Source organism: Sporosarcina psychrophila, from assembly GCF_001590685.1.
Taxonomy (GTDB): domain Bacteria; phylum Bacillota; class Bacilli; order Bacillales_A; family Planococcaceae; genus Sporosarcina; species Sporosarcina psychrophila.
In genome coordinates this window covers 4,451,424-4,465,511 of record NZ_CP014616.1, presented here as the reverse complement: position 1 = coordinate 4,465,511, position 14,088 = coordinate 4,451,424, and the positions used below count along the sequence as shown (strand labels likewise).

The following is a 14,088-nucleotide window of genomic DNA, read 5'->3' as shown; positions in this document are numbered from 1 at the left end:
TTATAAAACAGCCTTAAATCGATTATGATTTAAGGCTGTTTTTATGCGTATTAATATAAATACTATCCTATTCTACCGCTATTATTAACGGGATTTGTAAATTTTTCATTTTGTCTGCTGACTACTTGTTTTGGAGCATCTTGTCTCGCTTTAGGGACCAAAAACATGATTGCTATTAACGCAAGTACTGCGAATATAACGTTGGTAATAATTCCGGCAGAGGCTGCCTTTTCAATATTGCCCGTCATCGTCATTGTACCGTACACGGTGGCAGATATGGCAACGCCAAAGGAGCTGCCGAGAGAACTCGCCATTTTGTAAATACCTGACGCTGAACCGACTTTATCTTCAGGGGCACTTGATACAGCTGTGTCAGTGGACGGTGTTGCATACAGCCCAAGTCCTACACCGAACAGGATAAATCCGAAAAAGACAACGATGATATAAGCTGTGTCCGGTAAAAATGTCAAAGCCATTAACCCGATGCCGATTGCCGCCAAGATAGAGCCTGCCATCATTGGTAATCTAGCACCGGTTCGTTGCAGTACTTTTTCACCGACACGGATCATGACAAGGACTGCCACTAAATAGCCAATTGATAGCATACCTGATTGAAACGCCGTGAAGCCTCTTCCGACTTGCACATATGTATTTGCTACAACGAGCGTACCAGCAACCGCGTTTAATAAGAAGTTGGAGATGGTAGCACCCGTATACGGTTTGTTTTTAAATAATTTAAAATCAATCAAAGCATGTAATTTACCTATTTCTATTTTGATGAAGAATAGCATTCCAACTAGCGTAGCGACAATTAAACTTAATGTGATCGGGCTTGTCCATCCGAAATCTGCACCGCGCGTAATAACCACATTTAATGCAATCATCGTTAAAACAAATACAACTAAGCCGGTAAAGTCGAAACGGGAAGAGCCTTGCTGTTCAACTTTGCTTTCGGGGGTATCTTTGATCAAAATCATAGCCAAGATGGCGAAAATAATTGAGAAAACAAAGATCCATCTCCAACCCATAGAAGTTGCGATAGCTCCTCCTGCAAATGAACAAACACCCGAACCACCCCAAGACCCGATAGACCAATAACTAAGTGCACGTTGCCTTTCAGCCCCTTCATAGTACGTTCTCATCAATGCAATCGTTGCTGGCATAATACAAGCAGCCGATAATCCTTGGATGATCCGTCCGATAATTAACAGCGCGGCCCCATTCGTAAATACGAGGCATAGTGAGCCAATGATACTTAATATGAGTCCGAAATAGGTCATTTTCTTGCGACCAAATTTATCAGCAAGCCCGCCTGCTGCCACGACGAAAATACCTGAGAATAAAGCGGTCAAACTGATTGCAATATTAAGTACACCCAGTGAAATTCCTAGATCCGATTGGATTGCGGGAACAACATTGACCATGGATTGCGCGAAAAGCCAAAACGTTATGACACCAAACACGATTCCTGTAATCATTTTATTCGTACCTTGATAGCTTGTGGTCATGATCTTCCTCCTCAAAATAGAAAGCAGCTTTCGTGAGAGTTTTATCTCGTCTATCAAAATTTAGTGTTTTACTACTTTAGCATAGTAGAGCGATGGGGTGAAGAAGAAAACCGTGGTTTTTCTATTTTAAAATGATTGCCATTTGCGTGACTAGTAGGTAGTATCAATATTTCTACCACTTGAGTAGTCGTTTACCATAAGTAAAACAAAGATAATCCCTAATGATGTCGCAAATCTTGAAATATGGGAATGGATAAAATGATTCGAAATATGGACACAATTTAATAATAGTATAATTAAATCGTTATGATAACCAAAGTGAATCAAGTTCATTGTTCGGGTTTTGTGAATAAATATAAATATTTCATTATATTTTATATGATTTCATTGCTTTAGTTAGAATATATCCTATCATTAGGTAAAATTCAATACCCATCGTTCGTCTTTTTCGGGTTGATGTAAATTTGGAATAGTTCAGCTATATATACTGTATAATGATTTTGAGCGGTTTAAATACATATTTTGGGTTATTTGGTCATGGGGATGGAAGTTTATATGTAGGAGGGAATTCACCAAGTCCCAGACAATGAGGAGGAGTTACGGAATGAATAAAATTATGGTCATCGGGGTGTCAGCGGGTGCTGGAAAATCAACATTTGCACGTCGATTAGGCGAATTGACCGGAATCGAAGTAACGCATTTAGATTGATTGTATTGGAAACCGAATTGGGTGGAAGCTTCGGTTCAAGAATTTTCAGCTGCTCAGCAACAAGTTGTCCAAAATGAGCAATGGATAGTTGAGGGGAATTATTCAGGGACATTCGATATACGAGAGCCATATGCAGATACCGTTATTTATTTGGAGCTCCCTCTCCGTGTCTGTTTGTACCGTGTATTAAAGCGAAGAGTACAATTCCATGGGAAAACGAGGAATGATATTGGTGAAGGTTGTAAAGAGAAGATTGATAAGGCGTTTCTGAAATTCATCCTCACAACATATGGGGCACGAAAAAGGAAAATGCTAGAGCGAATACAACGCTATGCAGGTGAAGGGAAGAACGTACATTATTTGAAAACACCTGCGCAGATTGAAGGGTTTTTAAAAACGTATATAAAAAAGTGAAACAACAAATAAGAAAGTATAAGTTTTCGACCCGGAACAATGTCTAGCTCCGGGCGTCAGGCGCTCGGAGTCAAAAGTCGATCTAGCTAGGAAAGAATGAACTGTATCCTTCTGGGGCAAAGGAACGTCGCTCTACTGTCCCGTCTTATGGCTGTCGCATCTTAGGGGCGCCTGCGCTTTTCTTAATGTTCAAAAACCCTCGTGTTATAAGAGCTCAGAGTTATGAAGTTGATTAAGGTTAGAAACTTTGGGAATTTGTATACGAACTGTTTCACTATAATAGCTTATTAAATAAACTATCCATATGGGGATCATTAAATGTATATAATTTTTTATCGAATTTTCCAAACTGAGAAATCGTAAGTGCTTTGACTAAAGCGCGACCTTTCAAAAGAGTTTCTTCAAATTCTCGTTCAGGATCAGATAAAATTGTGATTGCTCCACCCACACCTACAGTAGCCTGTTCGGGAGTCATTATAATCGTTCGAATGACAATATTTAAATCTGTAGTACCATTTAAGCTCAAAAATCCAATTGCTCCCGAGTAAATGCCACGAGCATTCGTCTCTAATTCGTCAATATAATCCATGGTTCGTATTTTGGGAGCTCCAGTCATTGATCCTCCAGGAAATGCTGATCGTATACAATCAATTGCTGTTAATTCCGCTCTTAACGTCCCTTTAATTGTTGAAACGAGTTGATGCACTGTTTGATAAGATTCAATAGCCATCAATTTCGGTACGTGAACACTTCCAATATCACAAACTAAACCCAAGTCATTTCGAAGAAGATCAACAATCATCAAATTTTCTGCTCTATCCTTTTCACTAGTACGCAATATTTCAGCCAATCTGAGATCGTCCTCGATATTTTTCCCACGAGCAATCGTCCCTTTAATTGGTTTAGCTTCGACCACTCGATCTTGATCAATTTTCAGGAAACGTTCAGGAGAAGAACAGAGAACACTCAATTCCCCGAACTTAAGAAAGGAAGAGTATGGAGCTGGATTAATATTTCTAAGAATACGATATGTAACTAATGGATTGAAATGTTCATTAATATTAATTCTATTCGTTAAGCAAACCTCATAAGTTTCACCTTCAGTAATATACTTTTTACATTCTTCTATCTTTTTTACATACTGAGCGTAAGATTGACTTAATTCAAAGTTAAGTGGTGTGCGGGTATCATTGTTTGTTACTTCCACGGGTGCTATAGATGGAACGTTTTGTAGTTGCTGTTCCGTAGCGTCAAACCATTCAGAAGCGGATGTAGGGGCATTATATGGAACAATACTAACTAAATATATGCAGCGCTCTTTGTGGTCAAAGGCAATTAATCGGTCGGCTAGAATAAACAAGGCATCAGGATTTGAGGATACATGGTGTTCATTGGCACCGCATTCAGCTTTCAATTCATATCCAAAATAACCTACAAATCCGCCATTAAAATCAAACGGTAATTCATTAGAATGTTGTTGCATTTTATGGATCTCAGAATCAATATAGTTGAAAATATCTTCTGTAAGCTCAGTTTGTCCCTGTGCGTCACTAATTTGAACAAGCTGTGTTTTTGAGTCGTACTTAATCACTTTACTTAATGGTCCATTAGTTGCTCCCATAAAAGAAAAACGAGATAGGTCAGATTCGACACGACTACTATCAAGCCAAAAAGCATATGCTTCTTCAGCAAAAAAATGCTGAAAAACTTCTTCTGGTTCTACAAAATTTAATAGTTTTCTACTCAAAACCTTTACAGTGGGTAATGCAGTAGACATTTCACGAGACATGCCCCGTGGGACTATCGAAATCTCTGGGATATTTGTCAACAAGAACACCTCCTTGGAAATACTTATTTATCCATAAATAGTAGTTTTTTTATTCATTAACGAAAAATTTTCTAGTATTTGATGTCCGAACTCAGTGCAAATGGATTCAGGGTGGAACTGTACACCGCATATTGGTTTTTCAGTATGCTGCAAGCCCATTATAATTCCATCAGCAGTCCATGCTGTTTTTTGTAAACAAGTAGGTAAATCATCCTCGACAATAAGTGAATGATAGCGAACTACTTCGAATTCTTGGGGTACTCCCTTAAATAACTCAGAATCGTTATGAAAGACTTTACTTATTCTTCCATGCATTGGCGTAGGTGCTTTCACAACTTTTGCGCCAAAAGTATGGGCGAATCCCTGATGACCTAAGCAGACCCCTAAAATTGGCACTTCTGATAGGCGTAAAACATCTCGACAAACACCAAAATCTTTTTCTTTCGTTGGTGTTCCTGGTCCTGGAGAAATAATCACATTATCAAACGAAATGGATTGTAATTCGTTCCATGAATATTGATCATTCCGAACTACTATGGGTAGTTCTTCGTTTATAGAGGCAATGAGTTGATAAAGATTGAATGTATATGAATCGTAGTTGTCGATTAGCAGCGTCCTCATAACTCCCACTCCTTCTAGTACAATAGAACATCTATTTATAGAGTATACATTTTCATTTAGTTGAAACTACTCTTTCTATAATCGAGGGGTTTAGGAATACGATAGTCGGATGAGTGTGAAAAACATGTGAATTCTTATGCTTTTTCATTAGGAGAAACTGCTTCACGCTCAATCCACTTCTGTGACCAATTCTCAATTTCTTTCATAATAGGCGTAAGAGACATTCCTTTTTCAGTTAATGAATACTCAATTCGCACAGGTGTTTCAGGGTAAACGTGGCGGATGACAAAGCCTTGCTGATCAAGATCTTTTAAACGTTCTGAAAGTGTTTTTCCACTGACACCAAGTTTGTCAGTCATTGTGCAAAAGCGCTGTGGTCCTGCCATTAATTGATACAAAATAAGGGCGGTCCAGCGTTGGCTTAGAATAGATACGGCCTTCTCGAAACGCGGGCAAAGTTCAAATTCATTCATATCATTGAAGCTCCTTTCGCCGAACATAATGTGTTGACAACTGTCATTATAACATATAAAGTTAGTTACCTAAAGTAATTAACTTACTGTTATCGATAAGGGGGAATAAAAATGAATTTTCATACAGCACCGCATACGTATACAGGGGAAGTACATCTCAACGTTTTGGACATAAATAGAGCTGTCCAATTTTATAAAGAGGTAATTGGATTTAAAGTACTTGAAGAAGCCGCGGCTAAAGTTGTCCTGACAGCAGATGGCAAGACGCCTTTACTGATTATTGAACAACCGGAAAATGTTATGCCGAAAGAGGCGCATAAATCTGGATTGTATCATTTTGCATTATTGTTGCCGAAGAGAGCCGATTTAGGGGCAATTATTAAACATTTCATCCAACAGAATGTACGAATTGGGGCTGCGGATCACCTTGTGAGCGAGGCGCTCTATTTGTCAGATCCGGATGGCAACGGAATTGAAATTTATATAGATCGTGATCCTGCTGTTTGGAGTTGGGACAATGGAAAAGTTGCAATGAGTACAGATGCGCTTGACGGAGAAAGTATTATTGCAGAAAGTGGGGAGCAGACGTGGGATGGACTTCCTGTCGGAACGGTTATGGGCCATGTACATTTACATGTAGCCAATTTGCCTGAATCGGAAATATTCTACAATGCACTCGGCTTCGAAGTCGTTACGGACTATCCGCAAGCATTATTCATGTCTAACGGGAAGTATCATCATCATATTGGCTTGAATACATGGAATGGCGAAGGGGTATCACGTCCAACTGTGGGAAATGTTGGACTTCAATCGTACACGCTTATTTATCCGAATGAGGCTACATTGAAAGAAGCGATTACGAAAGTGGAAGCATTAGATGGAAAAGTGGAATTGAATGGTAGTGGATTTGTAACGGTAGATCCTTCCGGTATTCAAATTAATCTTAGAGTTGGGTGATTTTTTCTATCACCAGTGTGTAAATGGGCTGTCCGAATTGGGCAGTCTTTTTTCACTTGTGGGTCTTTGGGGATAGGTGAAACAGATAGTATCCAAATTGTAGTATGGAAGTATAAGTGGCGGTACTGGTTTAAAAGCTTGGACCTTTTTTGAAGGACCATATGTTTATCATTTCGTAAGGAAAAGTTGAAACTTTCTTCGACGCCAAGCGTATAACAACGTATACTTAAAATAACAATACATAATTGAAAAGGAAGTGGGATATGTGACGAAAAAGTTATGGTTTCAAGTAGGTGTTGGAATACTGCTTGCTATGCTAATTATTAAATACTTTATAGAGATTCAAGGGATTTTTTCGCCTTTAGTAATCATAGCAAAGGCAATATTCATACCATTATTACTTGGCGGAGTTCTATATTATATTACGGAACCGGTTCAACGTTTTCTGGAAAAACGTAAAGTACCAAGGTGGGGAAGCATTCTTTCGGTTATAGCGATTCTCGTAGCAGTCGTTTGGATATTCGTAGCAATTATTGCTCCTCCAGTAACGAATCAAATTAATAAATTAGTCGAAAATACGCCTACTATCGCCCAAGAAATAAATGACTTGACATACACATTACTTCAACAAAAAAGTGATTTACCACCAAAACTTGAAGATTCAATTGATAGTGCGGTTGAATCACTTCAATCCATAGCGGTTAATTTTGGGAAATGGGTTGTTCAATTTTTACAATCCTTCTTTCAAGCAATGTTCCTGCTTATATTAGTCCCGTTTTTCTTCATTTTCATCCTGAAAGATCATGAAAAGTTTGCTCCGTTCATATACAATTTCTTTTCGGGAAAACGTCGGGAATGGATCAAAAAGACCTTACATGATATCGATACTGTACTCCGTTCTTATATCCAAGGGCAGTTGTTAATCAGTTTTCTATTAGCAATTCTGTTGTTTGCAGGTTATATGATTATTGGACTGGAGTATGCACTGTTATTAGCCATTTTTGGATTGTTCATGAACCTCATTCCTTTCATTGGCCCATGGATTTCAGCTGTTCCTGCAATCATCATCGGTTTTATACAGGATCCGAAGATTGGTATTTTAGCTGCAGTCGTAATGGTGATCGCCCAGCAAGTTGAAAGTAATCTTATTACACCAAATGTAATGGGTAAATCACTGGATATTCATCCACTTACAGTCATTACTGTTATATTGGCAGCAGGTAATATTGCAGGTTTTCTCGGTATTATCGTTGCTGTTCCGGCGTATGCAGTTGGTAAAGCCATCGTTAAGAATATTTATGCAAGGCGGAAGGAAATCAAAAGCGCTGCGACGAAGACTGTTTAAAAAAGAAATAGAAGACTAAAAAAACGCTAGATAAAATCTAGCGTTTTTTCATACCGTTTAATTGGAAGATGTAACCTTTTTTGGATTACACCGTCTCATTGATTAAATAGATAGGGGGGATTCTATGAAGCGAAATGTGTTTTTGGCTCTACTATTATCAGGCTTACTTGTATTTATGGCGTCCTGCAGTTCAAGCGAATCAAAGAAAGACATTCAGATGGAGAGCTCATCAACATCGCAAGATACGGCAACTACAGAGCAAGAGAATAAAGCTGAAACAGAAGAGTTAGCCAACGAACAATCTAAAGTGATCCCAACGAATAGGAAAATCATCCACAGGGCGGAATTACAGCTCAATGTGAAAAAACTTGAAAATACTCAGCTTATAATAGAGAAAAAGGTGAGTGACTATGGAGGTTATATCGTTGAATCGAATGTGCATCGGGAAAGCGAGGAAAGTATAAGTGCTCGGCTCACTGTTCGAATCCCAGAGCAGCACTTTCAAAAGTTTTTAACGGATGCCGAAGGGGAAGCGGCTGAAGTTTTGAATCGTAATGTGACCGGGGAAGATGTAACCGAACAATATATTGATCTAGAGTCCAGGGTGAAATCAAAACGAACAGTAGAGGAAAGGCTGCTCGAGTTTATGGGGAAGGCAGAAAAAACAGAGGATTTATTGAAAATATCGTCTGATTTATCCAAAGTCCAAGAGGAAATCGAATTAATTGTAGGAAAGATGAAGTATCTAGAAAATCAGACGTCATTTTCTACTATTGAAATAACAATGTATGAAAATAGTGTTATTGTTCCAGGACTAGACAGTAAAAATTTAGACACGTGGGATAAAACTAAAAAACAACTTGCTACAAGTACAAATTTTATCTTTGCGACGGGTTCGGGCCTGATTGTCTTTTTCATCGGAAACTTACCAGTACTTCTACTTCTACTACTCGTAGGTATAGGGATTTATTTTGGCGTTAATAGAATGAAAAAACCTAAATAGGTTATCAAATATAACAAAAGCAGCATGTTGCAAATGCTGCTTTTTTCCTGTTTTAAGTTTGGAAATAAAGATTTTTATGTAAACTACATCCGGGATTAAACAGTGCTGAACAAGTAAGGCACTTCGATCCACAGGTCAAATACTCCGAAACAGTTAGTTCATAACCACATGCTCCACAAAGAACTGCTTTTTCACCAAACATCTCAGTTGGCCAAACGTCAGGATTGCCACAACCGTCTTCTTCATGACATTCATAGCAGGGATAGTAGGTGCCACAACAATAAAACTTTATCGCAATCCGGTCGATTTCGGAATGATAATGTGCACACCGAGTTTCTTCATCAAGAACTTTTCCTCGAACTGTATGGCCTTTGATTTGCATGTTCAATTCCTGCCCTTCATCTTCAAAAAGTGTATTGAATTATAAGTGTTGTGGGAAGGCTAATGTGAAAAAGGATTGATTTCATGTGGAATGAGTTCCCGATTATCCATACAAACGTCTGGGATGCTTTTTGGGCAATACCCGCTATTCTTCTAGGAATATTCTTGTTGAAACTTTTATTTAAACTCCCTGAAAGTTGGTTTTCAACCGCGGCAACAATTATTGGACTTATCTTGTCTATTTTCATCAGTCATCCAGGTAACTTACCCGCGGGTATCTTCATGGGTTTTTTCTATGGTGGAGCGGTCAGTGGAACTATTTATTCGATGAAGATCTGGTACAATAGCTATCGCAAAAAGTAACTGAATCATGTTATTTCAATGGACAAAATCCACACTGCATGAGACCGGGTACATCCTTTGAGAAACAACATGTGGTACGGACTTCTGTATTCAAAAGTGCGGACGGCTCGCATCCTTTTAAGTAGGTGGCAAATAAAGAACGAGGTGCGATTCCTTCCCAAAGCGTGTCGTCTTTCAATATGTTGAGGTCCGCGCGTGCTTCTACGGAGGTGCCTGGGTTTGCCAAAAGAACATGGTACTGCCAAAGGAGAAAACCAAAGATATTTTCCCATAACGTCAATGGAGAAATAGATGTGACGGTGCGGATTTGTCGGATGACAGCTCCGCATTCATCCTGCAGAATCCGCTTAATGACATCTCGCCGTTCCGCGTCTTCTACATATCGCCAATCCTTCGCGGATGCAAACGTACTAACAGCCAGTTTTCCGTATTCTTCTTTTGCACCAAAATGAAGTTGTTCATTGTTTCCATCCCATACTTCATCGTATGCCGCCAGGTTATAAAATTGCATCGCGGTAAACATACCGAAACGGCGCATGAAATACGATGCTGCTACAGTTCGGTTGGGGCTTCCGCTCACTGCTTGGACGACATTTAGTATATCTTCCGTTTTTTGACTATCGAGTAGCATTTTCAATGTGAATAAATTCCGTTCGGACGAATCTACATAAATGCTGTACATATTCAGTTGTCTGAGCTGGTCCGTGGTTAAGTTTGTCATAGATCGATTATAGCGTTCTTACTAGTCAATCATCAAGTTGAGCAAGCGCTCAGTCTGCTGTATACTAATTGAATAGGCGGACTTTTATAGGAGTGAAAAAACGACGTGGAAAAACGATTGAGTGCAGAACAGTTTATTGATTTGATTGACGTAGAGGCTGATATTATTATCCCGATTGCCAATGGGGAACCTCATCGTCTACTTGATATATTGGAAGAGAACCATTCGGAATTACAGAACGTTAAGATTCATCAAATGCTGGCTCTTCGGGAGCGGGATTATATAATAGGTAAAATGAAAGGTCATCTTTCACATGTCTCCTACTTCTTAAGTGGTGCAACACGGAAGGCTTATCAAGAGGGCAAAATAGAATTAGTTCCCAACGTTTTCCATGAAGTCCCGCGCATGTTGAAAAAAGTTACGAACATGTCGATGATAATCACAGTTGCTTCTCCAATGGATGAACACGGTTATTTTTCATTGGGCACACAGGCAGACTATATTTCCGAATTCATTGGTCATGTTCCGTTTGTCTTGGAAGTGAATAAGCATATGCCACGTACATACGGTGAAAACCAAATTCATATTAGCCAAGTTGCGGGATACATTGAAAATGATGCGCCTTTATCAGAAGAAAGCTCTCCATTAATTGGTGAGAAAGATCTTAAAATTGCTGAATTTGTAACGAATGTTATTGAAAATGGGGATTCACTCCAAATTGGTATTGGAGCCATTCCGAATGCGGTTATGAGCATGTTGAAAGACCACCGTCATCTTGGTATCCACACTGAAATGCTGACAGACGGAATCGTTGACCTTGTGCAAGCAGGAGCTATCGATGGGACACAGAAATTCACACATAAAGGGAAGATTGTCGCGACATTTGCATTCGGATCACAGCGTTTGTACGATTTCCTCCATGAAAACCCTGCGGTTGAATTTTTACCTGTGAGTATGGTGAATGATCCACGTGAGATTGCGAAAGAAGAAAGAATTGTATCCATCAATGCGACGACGGAAGTTGACCTTTATGGACAATGTGCTTCTGAAACAATTGGAGGACGCTATTATTCATCAACCGGTGGACAAGCAGATTTTGCACGCGGAGCACGTTTTGCAAAGCATGGTAAAGGGTTCATCTGCATGCATTCAACAGTGAAAAACGACACCATTTCGCGCATTAAACTGCAATTGTCGCCAGGTTCTGTCGTAACGACGTCGAAAAATGACGTCGATAACATCGTCACGGAATACGGCATCGCTAGTCTGTATGGCAAATCGTTATCTGAACGTGCAAAAGCGCTTATCGACATTGCCCACCCGGCGTTCCGAGAAGAGTTAGTGTTTGAGGCGAAGAAAAACGGCATACTTTATTAATAATGAAGCAGCGTCCTTTACAGGGGGCGCTGTTTTTGTGTTTTATATAAGTTGAACAAATGAATACCTATATTAATTGAGCGAAGTCGCCTTACAAGGGGTAGACGAAGCGGATTTATTGCCTTATTAATACCCCTGGTAGTATATTTGGAATTGAAGTTATAGGAAGACTAGGAGGAAAATCGTATGGAATGGCTTTTTATTTTACTAATCGTTGGATTTTTTGTCTGGCGAATGATGCCCGCTAAAGGTGTACGTTCCGTTTCGACGGAGGACTTAATGGGGATGCTGAAAAATAAATCGGTGCAGTTCATTGATGTACGGACACCGGGGGAATATAAAGGACGGCATATTAAAGAATTTAAAAATATCCCGTTGAATACATTGAAATCGCAGTTGGCTAGCCTAGACAAATCGAAAGAAATCGTCGTTATTTGTCAAAGTGGCATGCGGAGTGGACAAGCAGCGAAAATCTTGAAGAAAGCCAGTTTCAAGGATGTTTCTAACGTTACAGGCGGTATGAGTGCTTGGTGTGGATAAATAGGGTTGGATATCATCCATGGGGGATTATTGCTCCATGGATTTTTTGTTGTCTAGGAAATTATAAAATCTCGTACTTAGGATAAGTTGTGAAGTTGAGAATTTACGTCTTGACTCCAGCGCTTTTCTTATGAAAAAAGGACGAAAGATGCCTCTTTATCAGCATATGCCCAACACACATTTTTAGGCAGATACATACTATTTGAATGAAGAGGTGGTGGACGTTGAAGAGAGATGATAAGGCTGTCCGATACGATCCGTTTGAAATCGAACAGCGTGAATGGAAACAAAGACAAACGAAAGAACGGTTAAAACAGCTGTTGACGATTGCCTCGCCCCTATTCCTGCTCTTTATGTGGGAATTCTTGTCGAGAACGGGAATGATTGATATCCGCTTCTTTCCGCCTCCATCTGCAATTGTGGGGACATTTTTCGGAATGATTTCAAGTGGTGAAATGGCGGGTCATATCGGCGTTTCATTGTACAGGATTCTTGTCGGATTTTTGCTAGGCGTCATACCCGGAATCATCATCGGTTTGTTAATGGGGCTTTATACGCCAATTCGACATTTTGTTTCGCCAATTGTCATGGCGCTCATGCCGATTCCTACACTTGCTTTGCTTCCAATCATTATTATTATTTTTGGAATTGGTGATTTATCGAAAGTTGTAACAATTGCTGGGAGTGTTTTTTTTCCTGTTGTCATTAATACGGCAGCTGGAGTCATTAATATCGATTCAATCTATTTGGATGTGGCAAAAAATTATGGAGCTAGTAAACTAGACTTTTTTACGAAAATTGCTTTGCCCGGTGCGATGCCGGTTATGTTGGAAGGGATTCAGATGGGGCAGGCGATTGCGCTTCTGACAATTGTCGCTGCGGAAATGATGGGTGCTACATCAGGGATTGGCTATCTAATCTGGGTTTCGTACAAAGCGTTCTTACTGCAAGAAATGTACGTTGGGCTCATCCTCATTTCGTTTTTCGGTTATCTGTTCTCGCTATTGCTACGAGGAATTCAGAAAAAGATGTTACCGTGGAGGTGAGTAGATGAGTAGGAAAGCAAAAATCATCATTCGTAATTTAACAAAGGCATTTTATAAAAAACAAGGCAGTGTTACGGCGCTAGACGATATTAATGTAACAATCAATGATGGGGAATTCGTTTGTATTGTTGGACCGAGTGGTTGCGGTAAATCAACGTTACTTCGAATCTTGGCAGGGCTTGAAACCCCGAGTATTGGTGAGTTTACGATTGCAACCACGACGGATGGAGAGGATCGACCATTGCAATCGATGGTGTTTCAGGAAAAGGGTATCATTCCATGGCTCACTGTCGAGAAGAATGTAGCGTTCGGACTCAAAATGCGTCATTTGCCGAAAAAACTTATAAAAGAGCGTACTACGTATTATTTGAAAAAGACCGGTCTAGAAAAATTTTCAACCCTTTATCCGAAAGAGCTATCAGGGGGCATGAAACAACGGGTGAGTATTGCGCGTGCATTTGCCAATGATCCGGAGATCCTGTTGATGGATGAACCGTTTGGTGCACTTGATGAGCAAAATAAATTTATCTTGCAGGAAGAGTTGCTGTCGATTTGGTCGGAAACGGGGAAGACGATTCTATTCATTACCCATAGTATTGATGAAGCGTTATTGCTAAGTGATCGTATTTTACTGATGAGTTCGCAGCCGGGTAAAATTATTCAAGAAATTATTGTCGATATGCCACGTCCGCGCAAAATTGAAGACATACGAGAAAACCCAGTTATGGCAGGGCAATTCGTGGAAATATGGAAGCACTTGCAGGAAGAAGTACAGCGTTCAAGACGAGAAGATGGATAGAAA

At 39.7% G+C, this 14,088-nt stretch carries 15 protein-coding genes; 9 read left to right on the top strand and 6 right to left on the bottom strand.

What is annotated here, in order from left to right; all coding sequences use genetic code 11:
- Window positions 1–62 precede the first annotated feature (62 nt).
- Complete coding sequence (locus AZE41_RS20885) at window positions 63–1,508, bottom strand: MFS transporter (RefSeq protein ID WP_248846092.1); 1,446 nt, start codon at window positions 1,506–1,508, stop codon at window positions 63–65.
- A gap of 730 nt (window positions 1,509–2,238) precedes the next feature.
- Here AZE41_RS20885 and AZE41_RS20880 point away from each other — a divergent pair.
- Window positions 2,239–2,631 (top strand): P-loop NTPase family protein, encoded by a 393-nt coding sequence (locus AZE41_RS20880; RefSeq protein ID WP_335339510.1) that lies wholly within the window; start codon window positions 2,239–2,241, stop codon window positions 2,629–2,631.
- Window positions 2,632–2,905: 274 nt separating this feature from the next.
- Here the strand turns inward: AZE41_RS20880 and pabB are convergent, their stop codons facing one another.
- The 3 genes from pabB to AZE41_RS20865 all read right to left on the bottom strand — a co-directional run bounded on the left by pabB (window position 2,906) and on the right by AZE41_RS20865 (window position 5,553).
- Window positions 2,906–4,459, bottom strand: coding sequence for an aminodeoxychorismate synthase component I (gene pabB / locus AZE41_RS20875; RefSeq protein WP_067213607.1), 1,554 nt, complete (start codon window positions 4,457–4,459; stop codon window positions 2,906–2,908).
- A 27-nt stretch (window positions 4,460–4,486) separates the two neighbouring features.
- Window positions 4,487–5,080, bottom strand: coding sequence for an anthranilate synthase component II (locus AZE41_RS20870; RefSeq protein ID WP_067213606.1), 594 nt, complete (start codon window positions 5,078–5,080; stop codon window positions 4,487–4,489).
- Window positions 5,081–5,214: 134 nt separating this feature from the next.
- A complete protein-coding gene (locus tag AZE41_RS20865) occupies window positions 5,215–5,553 on the bottom strand; it encodes a winged helix-turn-helix transcriptional regulator (RefSeq protein ID WP_067213605.1) in 339 nt (112 codons plus the stop codon).
- A gap of 111 nt (window positions 5,554–5,664) precedes the next feature.
- Between AZE41_RS20865 and AZE41_RS20860 the strand changes: the two genes are divergently transcribed.
- From AZE41_RS20860 to AZE41_RS20850, 3 genes are all read left to right on the top strand, one after another.
- Window positions 5,665–6,510: a VOC family protein gene (locus AZE41_RS20860; RefSeq protein WP_067213604.1), complete on the top strand. Its 846-nt coding sequence runs from the start codon at window positions 5,665–5,667 to the stop codon at window positions 6,508–6,510.
- A 265-nt stretch (window positions 6,511–6,775) separates the two neighbouring features.
- On the top strand, window positions 6,776–7,855 hold the full coding sequence (locus AZE41_RS20855; RefSeq protein ID WP_067213603.1) for an AI-2E family transporter: 1,080 nt from the start codon (window positions 6,776–6,778) through the stop codon (window positions 7,853–7,855).
- A gap of 124 nt (window positions 7,856–7,979) precedes the next feature.
- On the top strand, window positions 7,980–8,858 hold the full coding sequence (locus AZE41_RS20850; protein ID WP_067213602.1) for a DUF4349 domain-containing protein: 879 nt from the start codon (window positions 7,980–7,982) through the stop codon (window positions 8,856–8,858).
- 52 nt (window positions 8,859–8,910) lie between these two features.
- On the opposite strand, the gene AZE41_RS22430 is transcribed toward AZE41_RS20850, so the two are convergent.
- The gene (locus tag AZE41_RS22430) at window positions 8,911–9,240 is read right to left on the bottom strand and encodes a CHY zinc finger protein (protein ID WP_082786858.1); all 330 of its coding nucleotides are present in this window, start codon (window positions 9,238–9,240) and stop codon (window positions 8,911–8,913) included.
- 83 nt (window positions 9,241–9,323) lie between these two features.
- Here AZE41_RS22430 and AZE41_RS20845 point away from each other — a divergent pair, with 83 nt between their 5' ends.
- The gene (locus AZE41_RS20845) at window positions 9,324–9,602 is read left to right on the top strand and encodes a hypothetical protein (protein WP_067213601.1); all 279 of its coding nucleotides are present in this window, start codon (window positions 9,324–9,326) and stop codon (window positions 9,600–9,602) included.
- A 10-nt stretch (window positions 9,603–9,612) separates the two neighbouring features.
- On the opposite strand, the gene AZE41_RS20840 is transcribed toward AZE41_RS20845, so the two are convergent.
- The gene (locus tag AZE41_RS20840) at window positions 9,613–10,323 is read right to left on the bottom strand and encodes a hypothetical protein (protein WP_067213600.1); all 711 of its coding nucleotides are present in this window, start codon (window positions 10,321–10,323) and stop codon (window positions 9,613–9,615) included.
- 105 nt (window positions 10,324–10,428) lie between these two features.
- On the opposite strand from AZE41_RS20840, the gene AZE41_RS20835 reads away from it, so the two are divergent.
- The 4 genes from AZE41_RS20835 (at window position 10,429) to AZE41_RS20820 (ending at window position 14,085) form a co-directional block, all read left to right on the top strand.
- Window positions 10,429–11,700, top strand: coding sequence for an acetyl-CoA hydrolase/transferase family protein (locus AZE41_RS20835; RefSeq protein ID WP_067213599.1), 1,272 nt, complete (start codon window positions 10,429–10,431; stop codon window positions 11,698–11,700).
- Between the two features lie 186 nt (window positions 11,701–11,886).
- Window positions 11,887–12,240 (top strand): rhodanese-like domain-containing protein, encoded by a 354-nt coding sequence (locus AZE41_RS20830; protein ID WP_067213598.1) that lies wholly within the window; start codon window positions 11,887–11,889, stop codon window positions 12,238–12,240.
- Window positions 12,241–12,464: 224 nt separating this feature from the next.
- Window positions 12,465–13,286: an ABC transporter permease gene (locus AZE41_RS20825; RefSeq protein ID WP_231885740.1), complete on the top strand. Its 822-nt coding sequence runs from the start codon at window positions 12,465–12,467 to the stop codon at window positions 13,284–13,286.
- Between the two features lie 4 nt (window positions 13,287–13,290).
- Window positions 13,291–14,085, top strand: coding sequence for an ABC transporter ATP-binding protein (locus AZE41_RS20820; protein ID WP_067213596.1), 795 nt, complete (start codon window positions 13,291–13,293; stop codon window positions 14,083–14,085).
- Window positions 14,086–14,088: the final 3 nt, after the last annotated feature.